23 protein-coding genes and 1 tRNA gene are annotated in these 20,426 nt (G+C 68.6%); 20 read left to right on the top strand and 4 right to left on the bottom strand.

The annotated features are described in order from the left end of the window. The first annotated feature begins 84 nt into the window (after positions 1–84). Complete coding sequence (locus ACIQTU_RS13665; RefSeq protein WP_400548115.1) at positions 85–2,943, top strand: M16 family metallopeptidase; 2,859 nt, start codon at positions 85–87, stop codon at positions 2,941–2,943. A gap of 64 nt (positions 2,944–3,007) precedes the next feature. Here ACIQTU_RS13665 and ACIQTU_RS13670 read toward each other — a convergent pair whose 3' ends face one another. Then, positions 3,008–3,433 (bottom strand): hypothetical protein, encoded by a 426-nt coding sequence (locus ACIQTU_RS13670; protein WP_400548118.1) that lies wholly within the window; start codon positions 3,431–3,433, stop codon positions 3,008–3,010. A gap of 85 nt (positions 3,434–3,518) precedes the next feature. Between ACIQTU_RS13670 and ACIQTU_RS13675 the strand changes: the two genes are divergently transcribed. From ACIQTU_RS13675 to ACIQTU_RS13700, 6 genes are all read left to right on the top strand, one after another. Next, a complete protein-coding gene (locus tag ACIQTU_RS13675; RefSeq protein WP_400548122.1) occupies positions 3,519–4,265 on the top strand; it encodes an NYN domain-containing protein in 747 nt (248 codons plus the stop codon). A gap of 87 nt (positions 4,266–4,352) precedes the next feature. After that, on the top strand, positions 4,353–4,691 hold the full coding sequence (locus tag ACIQTU_RS13680; protein ID WP_400548125.1) for a hypothetical protein: 339 nt from the start codon (positions 4,353–4,355) through the stop codon (positions 4,689–4,691). A 4-nt stretch (positions 4,692–4,695) separates the two neighbouring features. Next, positions 4,696–5,004: a hypothetical protein gene (locus ACIQTU_RS13685; RefSeq protein ID WP_400548128.1), complete on the top strand. Its 309-nt coding sequence runs from the start codon at positions 4,696–4,698 to the stop codon at positions 5,002–5,004. A gap of 10 nt (positions 5,005–5,014) precedes the next feature. Further along, positions 5,015–5,290 carry a hypothetical protein gene (locus ACIQTU_RS13690; RefSeq protein ID WP_400548131.1) on the top strand — a complete coding sequence of 92 codons (276 nt, stop codon included), beginning with the start codon at positions 5,015–5,017 and terminating at the stop codon, positions 5,288–5,290. Between the two features lie 228 nt (positions 5,291–5,518). Next, a complete protein-coding gene (cobT, locus tag ACIQTU_RS13695; protein ID WP_400548134.1) occupies positions 5,519–7,390 on the top strand; it encodes a cobaltochelatase subunit CobT in 1,872 nt (623 codons plus the stop codon). Then, positions 7,387–8,358 (top strand): esterase-like activity of phytase family protein, encoded by a 972-nt coding sequence (locus ACIQTU_RS13700; protein WP_400548137.1) that lies wholly within the window; start codon positions 7,387–7,389, stop codon positions 8,356–8,358. The genes cobT and ACIQTU_RS13700 overlap by 4 nt, the downstream gene beginning before the upstream one ends. Before the next feature lie 9 nt (positions 8,359–8,367). Here ACIQTU_RS13700 and ACIQTU_RS13705 read toward each other — a convergent pair whose 3' ends face one another. Genes ACIQTU_RS13705 through ACIQTU_RS13715 form a run of 3 tightly spaced genes read right to left on the bottom strand, consistent with a single transcriptional unit; the run spans position 8,368 to position 10,128 of the window. Further along, positions 8,368–8,958, bottom strand: a complete 591-nt coding sequence (locus ACIQTU_RS13705) for a demethoxyubiquinone hydroxylase family protein (RefSeq protein WP_400548140.1) — start codon at positions 8,956–8,958, stop codon at positions 8,368–8,370. A 12-nt stretch (positions 8,959–8,970) separates the two neighbouring features. Then, positions 8,971–9,510, bottom strand: a complete 540-nt coding sequence (locus ACIQTU_RS13710; protein ID WP_400548143.1) for a disulfide bond formation protein B — start codon at positions 9,508–9,510, stop codon at positions 8,971–8,973. Positions 9,511–9,546: 36 nt separating this feature from the next. Beyond that, on the bottom strand, positions 9,547–10,128 hold the full coding sequence (locus ACIQTU_RS13715) for a YqaA family protein (RefSeq protein ID WP_400548146.1): 582 nt from the start codon (positions 10,126–10,128) through the stop codon (positions 9,547–9,549). A gap of 191 nt (positions 10,129–10,319) precedes the next feature. Here ACIQTU_RS13715 and hppD point away from each other — a divergent pair, with 191 nt between their 5' ends. From hppD to ACIQTU_RS13780, 13 genes are all read left to right on the top strand, one after another. Next, entirely contained in the window at positions 10,320–11,408 is a 1,089-nt protein-coding gene (gene hppD / locus ACIQTU_RS13720; protein WP_400548149.1) for a 4-hydroxyphenylpyruvate dioxygenase, read from the top strand. Continuing rightward, entirely contained in the window at positions 11,409–11,594 is a 186-nt protein-coding gene (locus ACIQTU_RS13725) for a hypothetical protein (RefSeq protein ID WP_400548152.1), read from the top strand. Between the two features lie 28 nt (positions 11,595–11,622). Next, positions 11,623–12,705: an isoaspartyl peptidase/L-asparaginase family protein gene (locus tag ACIQTU_RS13730; RefSeq protein ID WP_400548155.1), complete on the top strand. Its 1,083-nt coding sequence runs from the start codon at positions 11,623–11,625 to the stop codon at positions 12,703–12,705. Next, positions 12,702–13,070: a cupin domain-containing protein gene (locus ACIQTU_RS13735; RefSeq protein WP_400548158.1), complete on the top strand. Its 369-nt coding sequence runs from the start codon at positions 12,702–12,704 to the stop codon at positions 13,068–13,070. The genes ACIQTU_RS13730 and ACIQTU_RS13735 overlap by 4 nt, the downstream gene beginning before the upstream one ends. A gap of 10 nt (positions 13,071–13,080) precedes the next feature. Beyond that, positions 13,081–13,566: a methyltransferase family protein gene (locus ACIQTU_RS13740; protein WP_400548161.1), complete on the top strand. Its 486-nt coding sequence runs from the start codon at positions 13,081–13,083 to the stop codon at positions 13,564–13,566. Next, on the top strand, positions 13,557–13,847 hold the full coding sequence (locus ACIQTU_RS13745; protein WP_400548164.1) for a hypothetical protein: 291 nt from the start codon (positions 13,557–13,559) through the stop codon (positions 13,845–13,847). The genes ACIQTU_RS13740 and ACIQTU_RS13745 overlap by 10 nt, the downstream gene beginning before the upstream one ends. 67 nt (positions 13,848–13,914) lie before the next feature. Then, positions 13,915–14,922 (top strand): fumarylacetoacetate hydrolase family protein, encoded by a 1,008-nt coding sequence (locus ACIQTU_RS13750; protein ID WP_400548167.1) that lies wholly within the window; start codon positions 13,915–13,917, stop codon positions 14,920–14,922. 62 nt (positions 14,923–14,984) lie between these two features. Next, positions 14,985–15,506, top strand: coding sequence for a CcdC protein domain-containing protein (locus ACIQTU_RS13755; protein WP_400548170.1), 522 nt, complete (start codon positions 14,985–14,987; stop codon positions 15,504–15,506). Further along, positions 15,503–16,306 carry a hypothetical protein gene (locus ACIQTU_RS13760; RefSeq protein WP_400548173.1) on the top strand — a complete coding sequence of 268 codons (804 nt, stop codon included), beginning with the start codon at positions 15,503–15,505 and terminating at the stop codon, positions 16,304–16,306. The genes ACIQTU_RS13755 and ACIQTU_RS13760 overlap by 4 nt, the downstream gene beginning before the upstream one ends. Before the next feature lie 68 nt (positions 16,307–16,374). Then, a tRNA-Leu gene (locus ACIQTU_RS13765) sits at positions 16,375–16,459 on the top strand. 577 nt (positions 16,460–17,036) lie between these two features. After that, the gene (locus tag ACIQTU_RS13770; protein ID WP_400548176.1) at positions 17,037–17,597 is read left to right on the top strand and encodes a TetR/AcrR family transcriptional regulator; all 561 of its coding nucleotides are present in this window, start codon (positions 17,037–17,039) and stop codon (positions 17,595–17,597) included. Further along, entirely contained in the window at positions 17,594–19,279 is a 1,686-nt protein-coding gene (locus tag ACIQTU_RS13775; protein WP_400548179.1) for an MFS transporter, read from the top strand. Before ACIQTU_RS13770 ends, ACIQTU_RS13775 begins: the two co-directional genes overlap by 4 nt. Before the next feature lie 13 nt (positions 19,280–19,292). Next, positions 19,293–20,423, top strand: coding sequence for an HlyD family secretion protein (locus ACIQTU_RS13780; protein WP_400548182.1), 1,131 nt, complete (start codon positions 19,293–19,295; stop codon positions 20,421–20,423). The last annotated feature ends 3 nt before the right edge of the window (positions 20,424–20,426 follow it).

The following is a 20,426-nucleotide window of genomic DNA, read 5'->3' on the forward strand; positions in this document are numbered from 1 at the left end:
CGTTCACATAGCAATGTGTCGCGTTGCCGTTCGGTGATGCGCGGCTAAGGTTCGGCCCAGCATCATTGTTGGGGACTGAAATCCATGCGCCTTGCCGCCTCTTCCGTTGCGCTGGCCGCCCTTGTGGCCGTCGCTTCGCCCGTTCTGGCCCATACCTCGGCGCCCGTCGCCGCGCCCGCCGCAGCCGCGCCCTCGGCCACGCCGCTGCGCGCAGCCCCGGTGTCGGAGCTGGTCGCCCGCGTCGACATTCCGTGGAAGCGCTTCCAGCTGGACAACGGCCTGACCGTCCTGGTCCACGAGGACCGCAAGGCGCCGGTGGTGGCGGTGTCGGTCTGGTACAATGTCGGCTCCAAGGACGAGCCCAAGGGTTCGACCGGCTTTGCCCACCTGTTCGAGCACCTGATGTTCGGCGGGTCGGAAAACTCGCCGTCCAGCCACATCCAGACGATGAACGCGGCGGGCGCCACGGGCCTGAACGGCACGACCTGGTTCGACCGCACCAACTACTTCCAGACGGTGCCGACCCCTGCGCTGGACTACACCCTGTATCTGGAATCCGACCGCATGGGCTATCTGCTGGGCCAGGTCAGCCAGGAGGTGCTGGATCTGCAGCGCGGCGTCGTCCAGAACGAGAAGCGCCAGGGCGACAACCAGCCCTACGGCCTGACCTACTACGCCACGCTGGAAGCCCTCTTCCCCGAGGGTCACCCCTATCGCCACTCGACCATCGGCTCGATGGCCGACCTGGACGCCGCCAGCATGGAGACGGTGCGCGACTGGTTCCGTGAGAACTATGGTCCGAACAACGCCATCCTCGTGCTGTCGGGCGACATCGACGAGGCCAAGGCCCGCGAATTGAGCCAGCGCTACTTCGGCGCCATCGCCCGCGGCCCGGTCAACACCCCCGCGGCGGCCCCGATCCCGACCCTGGCGGCCCCCGTCGAGCAGGTGCTGCACGACCGCGTGGCCCAGACCCGCATCAGCCGCACGTGGACGACGCCGGGCATGACCGACCCGGACTCGGTGCCGCTGAGCGTCGGCGCCTCGGTGCTGGGCGGCCTGGCCAGCTCACGTCTGGACAACGTCCTGGTGCGCGACGAGCAGATCGCCTCCGGCGTCTCGGCCGGCAACCAGGTGTTCCAGCGCGTCAGCATGTTCAGCTACTCGGCCATGGTGAAGCCGGGCGCCGACGCCGACGCCGTGGCCAGGCGCATGGACGAGGTCCTGGCTGACCTGATCGCCAACGGCCCGACCCAGGACGAGATCGACCGGGTGGTGACCCAGTTCGCCTCGCGCCGCATCCAGGGCCTGGAAATGGCCAACGGCAAGGCTTCGGTCCTGGCCGAGGGCCAGCTCTATGCAGGCGATCCCGACTTCTACAAGAAGGAGCTGGCGGCCTATGCGGCGGTGACCCCCGCCCAGGTGCAGGCCGCAATGAAGAAGTGGCTGAGCCGCCCCGTCTACAGCCAGATCGTCATGCCCGGCGAACGTGAAGCCTATGTCGATGCCGCCGCCGCCCCGTCCGGCGCGACCCCGACCCCGGCCGCGCCGATCCAGCGCGTGGCTCGCGAGGCGACCCCGGCCATCGGCGAGGTGTCCAACGTCGACTTCCCGGCCGTCGAGCGCGCCGCCCTGTCGAACGGGATCGAGGTGGTCTACGCCCGCTCGACCACCGTGCCGGTGACCCGCGTGGCCCTGGAGTTCGACGCAGGCGTCGCCGCCGACCGCGCCGACCGTCTGGGCGCCCACACCCTGATGCTGAACGTCATGCAGGAAGGCACGACGACGCGGGACTCCAAGGCCCTGGCCGAGGCGCAGGAACGTCTGGGCGCCAGCGTCCTGGTCGGCTCGTCGATGGACCGCACCACGGCCAGCCTGTCGACGGTGACGACTAACCTGCAGCCGTCACTGACCCTGCTGTCGGACGTGGTGCGCAACCCCGCCTTCGCCCCGGCCGAGGTCGAGCGCCTGCGCGCCCAGCGTCTGGCCGGTCTGGCCAATGAGAAGACCCAGCCGGCCGCGATCGCCGGTCGCGCCCTGCCGCCGCTGATCTATGGCGACAGCCATCCCTATGGCCGTTCGTTCAGCGGCACCGGCGACGAAGCGGTCATCCGCAGCCTGACGCGCGCCGATCTGGTCGCCGACCACGCCGCCTGGATCCGGCCGGACAACGCCAAGCTGTTCGTGGTCTCGGACCTGCCCCTGGCCGAACTGAAGCCGCAACTGGAAGCCGCTTTCGGCGACTGGCGCGCGCCGACGACGGCCAAGGGAACCAAGGCCTTCACCACCGCCCTGCCCCAGACCTCGGCCCGCATCGTCCTGATCGATCGGCCCCAGTCGCCGCAGTCGCTGATCTACGGCGGTCAGGTCCTGCCGGTGTCGGGCGGCGACGACATCCTGACCCTGACCACGGCCAACACGGTGCTGGGCGCCGACTTCCTGTCGCGGATCAACGCCGACCTGCGTGAGACCAAGGGCTGGTCCTATGGCGTGCGCGGCAGCGTCAACACGCTGCAGAACCGCTCACCCTATATCGTCAACGCACCCGTTCAGGCCAACCGCACGGGCGAGTCGATCGCCGCCCTGATCGGCCAATACGAGCGCTTCCTGGGCGCCGACGGCGTGACCCAGGCCGAACGCGACCGCACGGTCCTGGGCGACACGCGCGGCCTGTCGGGCAGTTACGAAACCTCGGCCCAGGTGTTGGGCGCGATGCGCTCCAACGCCCTCTACGGCCGCCCCGACGGCTATCAGGAAGCACTGGCGGGCCGCATCAACGCCCTGACGGCGGAACAGATGGACGCCGCCGCTCGCGCCGCCATCAAGCCCGACACCTTCGTCTGGGTGGTGGTCGGCGACGCCTCGGTGGTCAAGCCGCAGCTGGACGCCCTCGGCCTGCCGGTCGAGGTGCGCACGGCGGCGGCTCCGACGACGGCCCAGTAGGGCCAGGCAGCCGATACCAACGGAAAGGCCGGCGGGGCGACCCGCCGGCCTTTTTCGTTCGTCTCTAGCGCTTTCTGAAACGGGCGGCGTCGGCGGCCAGGCTGGAACCCCAGTCGGTCGCCGGATGATCCGGCTCGGGCACAAAGGGCAGATCGCCGGCGACGCCGCGAACGGCGAGGGCCAGGGGCAGGGCGTAGTGGGGCAGCAGCCGCAGAGGCTTGCGGCGCTTGTCGGTCACGTCCCAACCCAGAACTTCAAAAGCTTCAGCCAGATCAGCGCCAGACAGGCGGTGGATGTCGTCCCAGTCAGCCGGGCGTTCGACGGCCTCGGCTTCGTCGCCGGTCAAACCGAACAGGGCGCTGGTCAGGGCGTCGATCTCGGGGAATTCGTCACGGGCGTCGGGATCGGCGTAGCGCGGCTTCATCAGCGCCTTCAGTTCCAGATCATCGACGCCGGGCAGGTCGATCAGGCGGCGGAGTGCGTTGGTCATGACTGCCCTGTAGCACGCCCGTCGGCGGTTGACCGCGCCCGCGTGCGGGCCGAGGCTGGCGGCGCGTCAACACAAGGCCCTGCCCATGCCGACCGACCTGCCCACCGCCGCCCGCGCGCCGCGCCTGGCCGTTCTGATCGACGGCGAGAACGCCTCGGCCCGGATTGCGGAAGCCCTGTTCACCGAGATCGCCACCCTGGGCGAGGCCTCGGCCCGACGCATCTACGGCGACGCGGCCAGCCCCTCGCTGAAAAGCTGGATCGACGTCCTGCCCCGCTGGGCCATCCAGTGGCAGCAGAACTTCCAGAACACCAAGGGCAAGAACTCGGGCGACATCGCCCTGGTGATCGACGCCATGGACCTGCTGCACTCCGGGCGTTTCGACGGTTTCTGCCTGGTGTCGTCGGACAGCGACTTCACCCGGCTGGCGGCGCGCATCCGCGAACAGGGCGTGCCTGTCTACGGCTTTGGCGAGCGCAAGACGCCCGAGAGCTTCCGCCAGGCCTGCACCCGCTTCATCTACACCGAGAACCTGACCGGACGGGCGGGCGCCGGAGCGGACAACGACGAAGCTTCGCCCGCCCCTGTCGCGGAGAAGAAGCCCGCAGACGCCGTGCGCCTGATCGCCGCCGCCATCGCCGACATGGACGAGGACGGCGACGGCTGGGTCAACATCGGCGGCATCGGCAACCGACTGAGGAACGCCTACCCGGACTTCGACCAGCGCACCTACGGCCACGCCAAACTGTCGGACCTGATCCGCGCCACGGGCCGTTTCGACGTGGAGGCCGGGGCCGGCGGCGCCATGCGGGTGCGGGTCAGATCGCGCTGACAAGCGGAGCCTTTCGGATAACGACGTTGCCAGAAGGGTTGACGTAGGTCAGGATGACGGTTCAGTCGTCGCTATGGGAGCTTCGCCATGCTGTTGACCGCCTTCGCCGCCCTCGCCCTGCTGGGCGCCCCCGCCCCTCAAGCCGACGAGGAGGCCACTGCACGACCGCGTATGGTCTCCAGCACTCCGTCACGCGTGATTTCGGCCCGGTCGCCGAGCGTGCCCGACGGCCCCACTCGCGTCGTCTGTTCACGCGAGCGATCGATGGACAGCAACATCCAGCGTCGCGTCTGCCGTGAAGTGGCGATCAACACCTCAGGCCGTGAACGCATGGGTGGGGACTATGTGCGCCAGTTGCAGAGCATCGGCCTGAACGCCGAGAACGGCCCCAACGTGCGCCAACCCGGCGGGCGCCCGGTGAATTGATGCCATGCTCGTCACCTTTTTCGCCGCCATCGTCCTGTCCCAGTCGCCCGAGGCTCTAGAGACACCGCGGCCGAGCCGCGCCCCCGGCATGATCATCTCGGCCAGGACCCCGACCCTGCCCGACGGCCCCACCCGCGTCGTCTGTTCGCGCGAGCGTGCGATGGACAGCAACATCCAGCGAAGTGTCTGTCGGCGTGTGCCGGTGAACAGCAGCGAACGCGAACGCATGGCCAGCGACATGGTAAAGGACATGCAACGCGTGAACTTCGGCATCCCCGTCCCCCGGCAGCCCGGTGGCCGTGCCGTAAACTAGGATCGGCATCATGCTCGCTTCCGCCTGGATAATGTTGGCCGCGTTGCAGTCGCCTGAAGCCGTGGAGCCTCCGCCGCGCCGGGCGCCCGGCATGGTCGTTTCGGCTCGCGCTCCATCCCTGCCCGACGGTCCGACCCGAGTCGTCTGTTCGCGCGAGCGCGCGATGGACACCAACATCCAGCGACGTGTCTGTCGTCGCGTGCCGGTGAACAGCAGCGAACGCGAACGCATGGCCAGCGACATGATGAAAGACATGCAGCGGCTGGGACGCATCGAAGGCGACTGATTCCGACAGCTAGCGAGGAGAACGCCCTTGCTGCGACCATCGTGCTCGCTCTGACCCAGTCTGGTCCCGTCACCACCCCGCTGCTCGCCTAGCGGCGTCCGTCATGCCGTTCGGCGTCGATGGAGCGAGTCGGGTGATCGACCCGCCCTAGAGGTTTCAGGCGACGGATTCGCCGCCTGAACCGCTCCGCCCCCTTTCCCCGCGCGCGCGGTGGTCTATGTGTGGGCCATGGCCGCCGCAGAGACCCCCGCCGAGACCTTCAAACGCGCTTTGGCGAACGCCGCGCGCGCTCTGGCCGAGCAGGCCGAGCTGGAGGTCCACTTCGGCTCGGACGGGCCGCGGCTGTCGAACGGCGTCCTGACCCTGCCCCATCCGCCGCGCGATCCGGGCGCGCCCGAGAGCGCCGCCCTGCGCGGCCAGGCGGACCGGCTGGCCCTGCGGCTGGCCAATCACGACGAGGGGCTGAACGCCCGGCTGCGGCCTGTCGACCAGACAGCGGCCGAGGTCTTCGACGCCGTGGAACAGGCGCGGGTCGAGGCAGTCGGCGCGCGCGAACTGAAGGGCGTGCGCAACAATATGAACGCGGCGCTGCTGACCCGGCTGGAGAAGTCGGGCGCCCTGCGGGCCGAGGCCGAGCAGGTGCCGGTGGCCGAGGCGGCGGCGCTTCTGGTGCGCGAACGGCTGACGGGCGAGCCGTCGCCGGACGGGGCCAAGACCATGCTGGATCTGGTCCGGTCCAATCTTGAGCTGAAAGCGGGGGCCGAACTGGACGCCCTGGCCGCCGTGGCCGACGACCAGACGGCCTTTGCGGCCCGGCTGAAGGACGTGCTGCGCGCCCTGGACCTCGACCCCGGCGACGGCCAGGCCGAGGACGCCAACGACGAACAGGGCGAGGACGAGCCTGACCAGTCGCAGCAGGATCAGCCCGACGAGGACGAACAGGAGGAAGAGGACGGCGGCGAAGGCGGTCAGTCGCTGGAAGGCACGGCCGACGACCAGTCCGCCGAGGACGAGCGCCAGACCCGCCCCGACGGCGCCCCGGCCGATCCCGACGGCGAGGCCAGCGACGACGGCCCCGAACTGAACGAGGGCGCCCTGCCCAATCGTCAGGACAGCGTGGACGACGGGCGCGCCGTGGACGCCTATCGCGTCTTCACCAGCGCCTATGACGAGACCATCGGCGCCGAAGAGCTGTGCGACCCGATGGAGCTGGACCGGCTGCGGTCCCTGCTGGACGCGCAGCTGGCGACCCTGTCCAGCGTGGTCTCGCGCCTGGCCAACAAGCTGCAGCGCCGGCTGATGGCGCAGCAGAACCGCAGTTGGGCCTTTGATCTGGAAGAAGGCGTGCTGGACACGGCCCGCCTGACCCGCGTCATCACCGATCCGACCAGCCCCCTGTCGTTCAAGATGGAGAGCGAGAGCCCGTTCCGGGACACGGTCGTGACCCTGCTGATCGACAACTCCGGCTCGATGCGCGGGCGGCCGATCATGGTGGCGGCGGTCTGCGCCGACATCCTGGCGCGGACGCTGGAGCGGTGCGGGGTCAAGGTCGAGATCCTGGGCTTCACCACCCGCGCCTGGAAGGGCGGCCAGTCGCGCGAGGCCTGGATCAGCGCCGGCAAGCCCGCCAATCCGGGCCGCCTGAACGACCTGCGTCACATCATCTACAAGTCCGCCGACGCGCCCTGGCGCCGGGCCAAGAAGAACCTGGGCCTGATGATGCGCGAGGGCCTACTGAAGGAAAACATCGACGGCGAGGCCCTGACCTGGGCGCACGAGCGGCTGCTGGGACGCACCGAGTCGCGCCAGATCCTGATGGTCATCTCGGACGGCTCGCCGGTGGACGACTCGACCCAATCGGCCAACGCCGCCCTCTATCTGGACAAGCACCTGCGGCAGGTGATCGAGCAGATCGAGACGAAGTCGCCGGTCGAGCTGATCGCCATCGGCATCGGCCACGACGTGACCCGCTGGTATCGCCGCGCCGTCACCATCGTCGACGTCGAGCAGTTGGCCGGCGTCATGACCGAGAAGCTGGCCGAGCTGTTCGAGGCCAAGCCGAAGACGGTGGCGCGGTCTGCGAGGAAACGCGCGGCGTGAACCGGCGGATCTATGTCGCGGCGCTGGCGGCGCTGACTCTGGCGGCCTGCGCCAGCGCGGTCGTGACCTCGCGGCCGTGGACGCCGCCGATCGAGATCGACGGCTGGACCCTGGCCGAGGCGTCGAGCCGAGCCGTCAGTCTGGGCTGGCCGGGCGGCGCCGTGCTGGCCAGGGACGTGCGCTACGCCGGGGGCGTGACCCTGCAGGCCGATCCCGGCTCTCCCCTGCACAGCCTGTCGGACCTGAAATTGACCGGCGACAGCGGCTTCATCGCCGTGTCCGACGTGGGCGATCTGGCGCGCGGCACGCTGGCGCTGGACCGGCGCGGGCGGCTGATCGGGCTGGAGGCCTTACGCGTGCGCCGCCTGAGCCTGACCGACGGCACGCCGATCAGCCAGAAGGCCGAGGGCGACGCCGAGGGGTTGGCGATCACCAGCGGCGGCGACCTGCTGGTCAGTTTCGAACGCGACCACCGCATCTGGAACTACGGCCCGCTGACGGCGCTGCGATCGCCCGAAGCTGTGCGACGGCCCGACTTCCCCTTCGCCGAGAACGACGGGATGGAGGGGCTGGCGGCGTCCGGCGACGGCTGGCGCGTGGCGGGCGAATCCGGCGGGGTCTGGGACTGTTCGGCCGCGCGCTGCGCCGTCGCAGCCGCGCCACCCGCAACGCCGCTGACCGACGCCGACTATCGCATCACCGGCATGGACCGCGATCCGGCGGGCGGCTGGTTCGTGGTGCAGCGGTCCTATCGCGCCCCGGTCGATGTGCGGGCGCGGGTGCGGCGTATGGCGAAGGACGGGACCCTGGGGCCGGTGCTGGTTGAGCTGAAGCTGCCCGGCACGACGGATAATTTCGAGGGGATCGCGGCCGAGCGGCGCGGCGACCGGACGCGGCTCTACATCCTGTCCGACGACAACTTCAACGCCGTGCAGCGGACAATGATGCTGGCCTTCGACGTCCGTTAGATCCGCGCGTCAGATCCGTTCGCTGATCTTGATGGCGGCCTTGCAGCCAGCCTTGATGACGCTGCTGAGCAGGCGATAGGCGGGGGCTTCACGGCTGCCGTGCTCGATGGCGTGATCGTGGTGAGCCAGTTCCTCTTCGCGGAACTTCGTCAGCTCGGCGGCCAGTTCGGGGTCGCGTTCACGGACCTCCTCGATCTGGTCGGCGTAGTGTTTCTCGATGACGCTCTCGACCGCCTCGGTACAGGCGTGGGCGGCCTTCTCCGAGATCAGGGCGGTGCCGGCGCCCAGCGCCGTGGCGGCCAGCTTCCACAGCGGGATCATGGCCGTGGGACGGACGCGGTTTTCGGTCAGCAGGGCCTCGAACCGGGCCAGGTGGACGGCCTCGTGCCCCTCCATCTCGGTCAGGTCGGCGGCGATGGCGCCCTTGCCCTTGCGGCCCTCCAGCACGGCGCGCTGGGCGCGGTAGATATGGACGGCGGCGAACTCGCCCGCGTGGTCGACGCGCAGCATCTCTGCCATGCGAGCGCGGGTCTGGCCCACGCCGGGGCGCGGCAGGGGGATGCGGCGGGCGGCGGCGACGGTGTCGGATGCGTCGGTCATGATCGCCTCTTCCTAGACCTTCGGGGCGCGCGCGTCCTTGGGACGTTTCGCCGCCAGCAGGCTGAAGATCGCCAGCGCCAGCGAGATGAGGAAGTTCCAGCCGGCCATCGAGATGCCGAGCATGCTCCAGGCCACGTCGCCGCAACCGACGATGGGCTTCATCTCGGCGGTGCCGTCGGCCAGGGCGCTGAGAGCGCTGAGGTCGATGGTGGTCGAGGGCGCGGCCGAACAGGTGGCCGGCAGGGCCCACCAGTGCAGCTCGCCGCCCGCGTGGAAGCCCGCCGTGATCGCCCCGGTGAAGAAGACGGCGGCCAGCAGGAAGGAGGCGATGCGCGGCGTGCCGCGGCTGGCGCGACTGAACACGGCCCAGAAGGTGGCGGCTCCGGCGATGGCCACGGCGGCCCAATAGACCTCGCGCTGCTTGAGGCAGAGGTTGCACGGCGGCAGGCCCGCGAACCGCTCGAAGGCATGGGCCGCGCCCAGCATGGCCAGAGAGGCCGCCAGCGCAAAGGCGGTCCACCAGCGTGTCAGTCGTTGATACAGGCGCGTCATGGCGCCTTTCTTAGACGCAGCCGAAGCCCACGTCGATCAGTGACCGATCAGCTTGACCGCAAAGAAGGCGCCGACCAGCAGGACGAGGAAAAGCACGGTGAACAGGGCCAGCCTTTTCTCGATGATCGCCAACATGGGCTCGCCCCAGCGCTTGAGCACGAAGGCCACCAGGAAGAAGCGGGCGCCGCGCGTGACGACGCACAGGGCGACGAACAGGGCCAGGTTGAACTGGAAGATGCCCGAGGCGATGGTGATGAGCTTGAACGGGATCGGCGTCAGCCCCTTGATCAGGATGACCCAGGCGCCGTGCTGCTGGAACAGGGCCTTGGAGGCCTCGAACGCATCGGCCTTGCCCAGGACGGCCAGCATCCACAGGCCGACCGGCTCGAGGAAGTAGCCGATGGCGTAGCCCAGCAGGGCGCCCAGCACCGAGGCCACCGTGCAGACCATAGCGTAGAAGTAGGCGCGCTCGGGCTTGGCCAGCACCATGGGCGCCAGCATGACGTCCGGCGGAATGGGGAAGAAGGAGCTTTCCGCGAAGGAGACCACGGCCAGGGACCGGGTCGCGTGACGGTGGCGGGCCAGAGAAAAGACCCAGTCATAGAGCTTGCGAAGCATACAGGCGTCCCGATTGAGCCTGCGGCTCTAGCAGGCCCGACGGGCTCGCGCACCCGTCGATCATCGCCTGCGACACCGCAACGTGTCCTGTTTCGGATCAGCGCCGCCTTGCGCCCGACGGGGGGCGCCCATTAGGTTCCGCCCCAATCGGCGGCAGGAGCCGCCACCAAAATATTGAGAGGAGACGCGTCATGCAGGACGCCGCCGCCAAACTCGACCAGGAAAACCCGCTGGGCGTGGACGGTTTCGAATTCGTTGAATTCACCGGCCCCGAGCCGGAATCCATGATCGCCCGTCTGGAGCTGATGGGCTTCACCCGGACCCACGTGAACCCGACCACGGACGCGGTGCGTCTGAAACAGGGCGACATCACCATGCTGGTCAACCGCTCGCCCAAGGGCCAGGCAGCGGACTTCGCCAGGGACCACGGCCCCTCGGCCAACGGCATGGCCTTCCGCGTCGCCGACGCCAAGGCCGCCTATGAGGGCGCGCTGGAACGCGGCGCCCGTGCCGCCGAGGGCGTCCATGGCGGGGCTCTCGGGAACGACTATCCCTATATCCTGCAGGGTATCGGCGGCAGCCTGCTCTACGTCATCGACCAGTATGGCGAGCACGGCTCGCTCTATGACGCCTGGGACGAGATCGAGGGCTGGGAAGAGGCCGAGCGCAAGAACTCGATGGGCCTCGAGATCCTGGACCACCTGACCCACAACGTGCGTCGCGGCGAGATGCGCACCTGGTCGGGCTTCTATGGTTCGGTGTTCAACTTCGAAGAGCAGAAGTATTTCGACATCAAGGGCAAGGCGACCGGCCTGTTCTCGCAGGCCATGATCGCGCCCGACCGCGCCATCCGCATTCCGCTGAACGAGAGCCAGGACGACAACTCGCAGATCGAGGAGTTCCTGCGTCGCTATAACGGCGAGGGCATCCAGCACATCGCCCTGACGACCGAGAACATCTACGAGACGGTCGAGGCTATGAAGGCTCGCGGCGTGGCCTTCCAGGACACGATCGAGACCTATTTCGAGCTGATCGACAAGCGCCTGCCCAACCATGGCGAAGACGTGGAGCGGATGCGCAAGAACCGCATCCTGATCGACGGTTCGGACGAGGAAGGCCTGCTGCTGCAGATCTTCACCCAGGACACCTTCGGCCCGATCTTCTTCGAGATCATCCAGCGCAAGGGCAACGAGGGCTTCGGCAACGGCAACTTCCAGGCCCTGTTCGACTCGATCGAGCTGGACCAGATCCGTCGCGGCGTCATCAAGGTCGACGCCTGAATGAAGGTGCGGCCGCCGCACTGGCTGCCCTGGCTCGGCCCGCTTCTGGCGGCCGGGGCCGGGGCGCTGGCCGGAGAATACTGGCTGGGGGGAGGCTTCTGGATGGTGCTGCTGGCGGCGCTGGTCTGCGGTTTCGCCCCCATCCTGGGCTATCGCATCTGGAAGAGACTGCATCACCGGCGCTGAGGGGCGCCGTCCACCGGGGGAACCGAGCATGAAGACATCCATCCTGAGCGCCGTCGCAGCCCTGAGCCTCCTGGCCACGGCCGCCCACGCCGAAGACGCCCCGAAATGGTCGCTGGCCATCCACGGCGGGGCGGGCGTGATCGAGCGCGCCGAGCTGTCGCCGGAACGCGACGCCGCCTATCGCGCGGCCCTGCAGGCGGCGCTGGACGCCGGCTCGGCGGTTCTGGCCCAGGGCGGCTCGGCGCTGGACGCGGTTCAGGCGGCGGTCCAGTCGATGGAGGACAACCCCCTGTTCAACGCCGGGCGCGGGGCGGTCTTCACCGCCGCCGGCAAGAACGAACTGGACTCCGCCGTGATGAACGGCGTCGACCGCACCGCCGGGGCCGTGGCCGGCCTGACCCGTACCCGTCACCCCATCGCGGCAGCGCGGGCGGTTATGGAGCGCTCGCCCCACGTCATGCTGATCGGCGAGGGCGCCGACAGCTTCGCCGCCTCGGTCGGTCTGGAGCAGGTCGAGCCGAGCTTCTTCTTCACCGAGAGCCGCTGGCAGGCCCTGCTGACCGCCCTGCGCGAGGCGGGCCAGCCCCTGCCCGCTCGTCCGGCGGGCGCCCCGCCTGAGCCGTCGACCCTGGGCAAGCCGGTCCCGCTGGCTTCGCTCAACGAAGCGCCGCTGAACGAGCGCAAGTTCGGCACGGTCGGCGCCGTGGCGCTGGACAGCCAGGGGCGGCTGGCGGCCGGCACCTCGACCGGCGGCATGACCGCCAAGCGCTGGGGCCGGGTCGGCGACGTGCCGGTGATCGGCGCGGGCACCTACGCCTCCAACGCCGACGGCTGCGCCGTCTCGGCCACCGGATCGGGCGAGTACTTCATCCGCGCCACCGTGGCCCGCGACATCTGCCAGCGCACCTCGACGGGCATGGGGGTTCAGGCCGCCGCTGACGCCGAGATCGCCGACGTCGGCTCCATCGGCGGCGACGGCGGCGTCATCGTCATGGGCAAGGACGGCACGGTCGCCTTCTCGATGAACACCTCGGGCATGTATCGCGGCGAGGCCGGTTCGGGCCGCGCCTCGCGCGTCGCCATCTACGCCGACGAAGACTCCCCGCGATGACCGGCAAGGTCGTCGATCTGGAGCAGAAGTTCGGCGGCTTTTCCGACCATTGGCGGCCGCGCGTCGCCGCCCAACTGAACGGACAGGACGTGCGGCTGGTCAAGGTCCAGGGGGTCTTCCCCTGGCATAGCCACCCCGAGGCCGAGGAGATGTTCCTGGTCTGGAAGGGCCGCTTCCGGGTCGAGTTCCGCGACCGCGTGGAGACGCTGGGGCCCGGCCAGTTCATCGTCGTGCCGCGCGGCGTCGAACACCGCACCGCCGCCGACGAGGAGGCCCAGGTGATGATCTTCGAGCCCTCGGAGGTGATCAACACCGGCGACGCTCCGATCTCTGACTTCACCGCGCCTTCGGGCCAGACGATCTGATCCAGACCCTATGACCACACGAGACCATCCCGGCGTCATCGCTCCACCGCCACTGATCTATCTCGGCTTCCTGCTGGCCGGATGGGGCCTCGAGCAATTCACCGTCCACATGGTTTCGCTCGGCATGGGGTTCAGCCTTGATGTCGATCTGCGGCGCGGGCTGGCCTTTGTGCTGGTGATCGGCGGCCTGTTGCTGGACGGGATCGCGGCGGGGACCTTCCGCCGTCTGGGCACGCCGCCCGAGCCGTGGAAGCCGACCACGGCCCTGGCGACCGGCGGCCTCTACAAGTTCAGCCGCAACCCCATCTACGTCGGCTTCGGCGTCACCTACGCCGGCTTCGCCCTGGCCATGGACAGCCCCGTCGCCCTGGCCCTGCTGGTCCCCTGCCTGATCGTCGTGGACCGCTTCGTCATCGCCCGCGAAGAGCGCTATCTGACCGCGAAATTCGGCGCTGAGTATCAAGCCTATCAAGGAAAGGTCCGCCGATGGCTGTGACCCCGAACCGCCCTGCCCCGCACGCCGACGAACTGTCGGAAATGGCCATCGAGGAACTGGACGCCGCCTGCGGCCTGCTGTGGGTCGAGATGAAGACCATCACGCCCTGGGGCGACACCTATGAGGGCATGGCCCCGTCGGGTCGGGCGGTCGAGATCGAGCGCCGCTACCTGTGGGCGCACGAGCCCGCCGGCGCCATCGCCGTCGAGGTCGAGGTGCGCGATCCGGCCCTGCGCACCGGAGCCGAGGCCCGCGCCGTGATTTCGCCCCCGAATAGTTGATCGAACGGCGGCTTTACGACCGTCGAGACCGCTTCCCAATCCCCTCGCCCAAGACTAGCTTCGCCCTATGAAACTCGCCTCGCTCAAGCACGGCCGTGACGGCCGCCTCGTCGTCGTCTCCAAGGACCTGAACTGGTTCACGGACGCCTTCCTGATCGCCCCGACGCTGCAAGCGGCGCTGGATGACTGGGACCGCTGCGAGCCCCTGTTGCGGGCACTGGCCGAGAGCCTGGAGCATGAAGCCGTGCCGCGCGGCCGCTTCCGCGAACATGAGGCCGCCGCCCCCCTGCCCCGCGCCTATCAGTGGGCCGACGGCTCGGCCTATGTGAACCACGTCGAACTGGTGCGCAAAGCCCGCAACGCCGAGATGCCGGCGACCTTCTGGACCGACCCGCTGATGTATCAGGGCGGCTCCGACCACTTCATGGGCGCGCGCGACGCCATCCCGCTAAAGGACGAGGCCTGGGGCTGCGACCTGGAGGCCGAGATCGTGGTCGTGACCGGCGACGTAGCCCAGGGCGCCAGCCGCGACGAGGCCCTGGCCTCGATCCGTCTGGTCGGTCTGGTCAATGACGTCTCGCTTCGCAACCTGATCCCCGGCGAACTGGCGAAGGGCTTCGGCTTCGTCCAGTCCAAGCCGGCCAGCGCCCTGTCGCCGGTCTTCGTCACGCCCGACGCCCTGGGCGACCGCTGGAAGGACGGCAAGCTGTCCGGCGCCCTGTCGGTGCAGCTGAACGGCAAGGACTTCGGACAGGCCGACGCGGGCGTCGACATGACCTTCGACTTCGGCGTCCTGATCGCCCATCTGGCCAAGACCCGCTCGCTGATCGCCGGATCGATCATCGGTTCGGGCACGGTGTCGAACAAGGACGCCGACGGCGGTCCGGGCAAGCCTGTGGCCGAGGGCGGTCTGGGCTATTCCTGCATCGCCGAGGTCCGCACGGTCGAGACCATCCTGACCGGCGAAGCGAAGACGCCTTTCCTGAAACACGGCGACACCGTCCGCATCGAGATGCTGGACGACAAGCACCACACCATCTTCGGCGCCATCGAACAGACGGTCGCCCCGGCCTGATCTCCGCTTTTCGAGCGCCGTCGGCCGCGATAGGCTGACGGCGTTCGGAGGGGGAGTTCCGCATGTCGCCGCAAACCATGGGCCCGCTGATCGGCATCGGCGTGGCCCTGATCGTCATCCTGCTGCGCAACCGGCGCAAACGGACCCTGCGACCGCATCTTTTGTGGGTCATGCCCCTGCTGGTCACGACAGCGATCGGCTTTGGCCTGTGGGCCAATACCCAGCATCCGCACTTCGCTCCCCTGGCCTGGATCGCCTTTCTCGTCGCCCTGGCCCTGGGCTGCGTCGCCGGCTGGTGGCGGGGCAAGACCATCACCATCGAGAAGGAGCCGGACGGCTCGCTGAAGGCCCAGGCCTCGCCTTTGGGACTGATCCTGATCATCGGCCTGTTCGCCGCGCGCGCGGGTCTGCGCGAAGTCATGCAGACCAACGCCGCCGCCTGGCATCTGGACGCGGTCGTCGTCACCGACGCCTTCATGTTGTTCGCCGTGGGTCTGATCGTCATGCAGCGCGTCGAGATGTACATCCGCGCCCGCCGCGTTCTGGCCGGCGGAACCGACAGCCACGTTGAGGTCGCCGCATGAAGACAGCACTTGTTCTGGCAACCTCGCTCGCCGTCGCCCTGCCCGCTCTGGCTCAGGACCCCGCTGGCGACTGGGATGTCAATCGCGACGCCGAAAAGAACCTGACCATCGCCTACACCGTCTTTGACAACGGCCTAGGCGTCGGCGCGCGGTGTTCTGGTGGAAACTATCAGGTCCTGATCAGCGGCCTGCCGACGACGACCGGGACGTCTCGCCCTCTCAGGATCGCCTTCCGTGATGGTGAATTCGGCGATCAGCGCTGGAGCGTCGGCGATGACGCGACCGTCGCCATCAGCGAGTACCCCGGCTCCCTGGCGCGCAGCCTTCGCAAGGGTGGGCGCATGCAGATCGTCGTGCCGAGCGGCGGTGAGGTTGGTAAAATCATTCGCTACGTCATCGACCTGCCGTCCTCAGGCGCGGCGATCGACGAAACCTTGACAGCCTGCGGGCGCCCTCTGGTCGATCCGCGCGACGCCGAGTTGGCGGCCCTCGACGACAAGGGGCTGCCGGCCAATCTGCGCTGGGCGCGCGAGCCGCTGATCACCTATCCGGAGCAACAGACCTATCGTCGCGGCTTCGCCATCTTGACCTGCCTGACCCGCCCCGACGGTTACCTGCGCGACTGTGCGGTCGAGACCGAGAATCCGCCCGGCGGGGGATTCGGCCCGGCCGCGCTGAACGGCACGAGAAGAGCCCGCGTCGTCAACCAGGAGGGAGGCCCCGTTCCCCTTCAGTTCATCGCGTTCAGGGCGAATTTCAACATTGATGGCGAGCCCGCGTCTCCGCGCCGACTGCGCTAGCCACAATCCGCATTGAGCTGATTGACCCGGCGAATTCCGCCGCTAGATTGCGCGCCTCCCAGACCTGTGCCGGTGTGGTGGAATTGGTAGACGCGCTGGATTCAAAATCCTGTTCCGAGAGGAGTGCCGGTTCGAGCCCGGCCACCGGCACCATCTGTGATTTAGAGATTTGCCGATGCGCCGTGTGATACGCCCCCGGTAACTTCCAAATAGCGGCGCCCCCCTGAGACGCGCCGCTCTTGGCTGTTCAGCAAGGCCCACCAATCGTTTCTTCATAAGGACCCGGAGAGCCATCCCAATAGGGCATGCCATCGCAGAGGCTGTAATGCGCCCCTGTAGGCTCGGTTTTGTGCAAGTCCGCGTAATAGTAGGTGATGGACCAATGGGTCGGCGGCTCAAGCACCGGATCGGCAGCCGCCAATCCAGAACTGAGCGCCAAACCCAGAACCGCTGCAGTCGCCAGACGTGATAATCTCATAGCCGCCCCCATTTCAAAATAACGATGTTCTTTTAAATTCCACCAAGATCAAATCACGGATTGGTGACCAACAGGCGACCAAAGGCGCCCGCGCTGAGGGCCGCATGACCTGCGCGCCCTCAGCAGCCACGATGTACGCAGCCTTAGCCGTTCTGGCGCATTCCGCTGCCGTGCGCTCGGCACACGCTGAAACAAAGAATGAGTCCCCACCGGCTTGATTAAGCGGACACAAATGTCCACTTGGCGATCTTCATGACCCGTCCCCTGCGAAAAGACGCCGCCGAAAGACGAGAGGCCCTGCTGAAGGCCGCCGCCGAGGCCTTTGCGCGGGACGGGCTGGAAACGCCACTGCATCTGATCGCCGAGCAGGCGGGCGTGGGGCGGGCGACCCTGTATCGCAACTTCGCCGACCGCTCCGAGCTGGCCCTTGCGGTCTTCGTCGGTCAGATCGACGACCTGCACGAACGGACGAAGGCACGGCTGAACGATCCCGAGGTCTTCCTCTGGTTCCTGGGCCAGATGGTCGAGCTGATGATCCAGAGCGCGGGCTTGGCCAGCGCCATCCGCGACCTGAAGGACGAGGCCCTGGCGCCGATCCGCAGCGGTCTGAAGCGCGCGGGTGCCGAGGCCCTGGCGGTATCGCAGGCTGCGGGACGGGTGCGACCTGATCTGAGCGTCGAGGACACTCGCGTTCTGGCCCTGATGCTGGGGGCGCCGTCGCGCACCGTGGGGGCCGCAGACCGCGATCAGTTGAGCCGTCGGGCGCTGGAACTGGTGCTGGATGCGGTTCGTCCGCAGGGCGGGCGCGTATGAGCCGCCGCGACTGGAACCTGCCCTGGGACGAGTATCTGGCGACGCTGAAGCCGCACGAGCGGCCGGCCCTGCCCGGCTCGCCCGCCACGCCCGACCACTCGACGCCAATGCGCTGGGCCTACGCCGCGGTGGGGATTCTGGTCGCCCTGACCGGCAGTCTGGGCAATGCGGCGGTGACGGCCAACATCCCCCAACTGGCGGGCGATCTGGGCGTGACCATCGCCGAGGCGACCTGGCTGCCGGTCATCTTCGTCATGACCAACGCCTGCATGAACCTGCTGCTGGTCAAGTTCAGGATGCAGTACGGGCTGCGCCTGTTCACCGAGATCATCCTGATCGTCTTCCTGGCGACGGCGGCGGCCCACCTGTTCCTCGAGGACTACGGCTCGACCCTGGTGGTGCGCGGCATCGCCGGCATCGCGGCCGCGGGCATGTCGACGCTCGGCATCCTCTACATCATCCAGGCCTTTCCGGCGCAACACCGGCTGAAGGGCATCATCATCGGCGTCGGCCTGTCCAGCCTGGCCATTCCGCTGGCGCGGCTGGGCGTCGGCCACCTGCTGGACCATGACCTGTGGCGGGCCGTCTATATGTTCGACCTGGGGCTGGTGCTGATCGCCCTGCCCGCCGTCTTCGCCCTGAAGATGCCGCCGTCGCAGCGCGTCAAGACCTTCGAGAAGCTCGACTTCGTCACCTTCGCCCTGTTCGCGCCGGGCGTGGCCCTGCTGACCGCAGTGCTGGGGCTGGGCCGCATCGTCTGGTGGACCGAGGCGGCGTGGATCGGCTGGGCCCTGGTCGGCGCCCTGATCCTGCTGACCGCCGCCGCCGTCATCGAATACAACCGCACCAACCCGCTGATCGACCTGAAGTGGCTGGCCGGGCGCGATATCGTGCGTCTGACCCTGGCCATCCTGCTTGTGCGGATCGTCCTGTCGGAACAGACCACCGGCGCGGTCGGCTTCCTGCAGCAGATGGGGCTTGGCTACGATCAGATGAGCGGGCTGTTCGTGGTCATGCTTCTGGCCACGGCGGCGGGCACCCTGACCAGCGCCTTGACCCTGAACCCGATGAAGCTGTGGAAGCCCATCTCCATCGCCCTGGCCCTGATCGCGGTCGGGGCCTTCATGGACAGCCACGCGACCGTCCTGACTCGCCCGGTGAATCTCTATTTCAGTCAGGCCCTGCTGGCCTTCGCCGCCGCCTTCTTCATCGGCCCGACCATGATCATCGGTTTCGGCAAGGTGCTGCAGGGCGGGGGCAAGAACCTGATCAGCTTCATCGTCGTCTTTTCCATCGGCCAGAACATCGGCGGCCTGATGGGCTCGGCCTTGATCGGCACCATCCAGACGATCCGCGAGAAGTATCATTCCAACCAACTGGCCGAGCACATCGACCTGGGCGATCCCGAGGTAGTGCTGCGGCTGCAGCAGTTGGGCGGAGCCTACGCCCACACCATCGGCGACGCGGCCCAGCGACAGGCCCAGGCGCTGAAGCTGCTGCAACAGCAGGTCAGCCAGCAGGCCCAGGTCCTGGCTTACAACGACGTCTTCCTGCTGATCGCAGGCGCCGCCGCCGTCGGCGCGCTCTGGGTCGCCCTCAACCACCTCCGCCCCCGTATCGAGGCGCGCCGCGCCGCCCACCGCGAGGCGGCGCAAGCCGCCGCTGCCGCCGCTGTCGAATGACCCGGACCCGACCATGACCGACGCCGCCCCCGCCCCCGCTCAAGCCCCCGCTGCTCCGGCCGCGCCGCCGCCCGCTGCGGCCCCGCAACCGTCCAGCAGCCGCCGCGTCATGATCAGCGTGGTGCTGGTCCTGATCGCCCTGGTGGGGGTCGGTCTGATCCTGCACGCCTGGCGGCTGCCGCCGTTCGACGGGGGACCGCAGACCACGGACAACGCCTATGTGCGCGGCCAGGTGACCATCATCAGCCCGCAGGTCAGCGGATATGTCACCGCGGTCGAGGTGCAGGACTTCCAGACCGTGCGGCAGGGCCAGTTGCTGGTCACCATCGACGACCGCATCTATCGCCAGAAGCTGGATCAGGCGCAGGCGACCCTGCATTCCGCCGAAGCCGCCCTGGCCAACTCGGCCCAGAGCCAGGCCTCGGCGCGCGGCTCGGTCGCCCAGACCCGCGCCTCCATCGCCGGCGCCGAGTCGGCCGTGACCAAGGCGCGCGCCGACGCCCAGCGCGTCCGCACCCTGTTCGCCGGCGGCTGGGTGGCTCAGGCCCAGGTGGACACGGCCCAAAACGCCCTGCGCGCCGCCGAAGCCCAGTTGGCCGCTGCCCGCGCTGCCGAAGGCGTGGCCCAGACCGGCGTCACCTCAGCGGTCGTCAGCAAGGGCTCGCTGGAGGCCGCGGTCGAGAGCGCCCGCGCCCAGGTCCGTCTGGCCCAGATCGATCTGGACAACACCCGCATCGCCGCCCCTCGCGCCGGTCGTCTGGGCGAGGTCAGCGTGCGGGTGGGTCAGCAGGTCTCGGTCGGCACGCAGTTGATGGCCCTGGTGCCCGACGTCGTCTGGGTCACCGCCAACATGAAGGAGACGCAGATGCGCGACATCCGCGTCGGCCAGTCGGTCGAGATCTCCGTCGATGCCCTGGGCGGCCGGACGTTGAAGGGCAAGGTCGAGCGCATCTCGCCCGCCACCGGCTCGGAGTTCAGCGTCATCCGGCCCGACAACGCCACCGGCAACTTCACCAAGGTGGCCCAGCGCGTCCCTGTCCGCATCTCCATCGACCCCGGCCAGGAAGCCGCCGCGCGGCTGGCCCCCGGCATGTCGGTGGTGGCGCGCATCGACGTCCGCTCCGGCGGTGAAAAGGCGCGCTGACTT

This window comes from Brevundimonas sp. NPDC090276 (genome assembly GCF_044772165.1).
Classification (GTDB): Bacteria; Pseudomonadota; Alphaproteobacteria; order Caulobacterales; family Caulobacteraceae; genus Brevundimonas.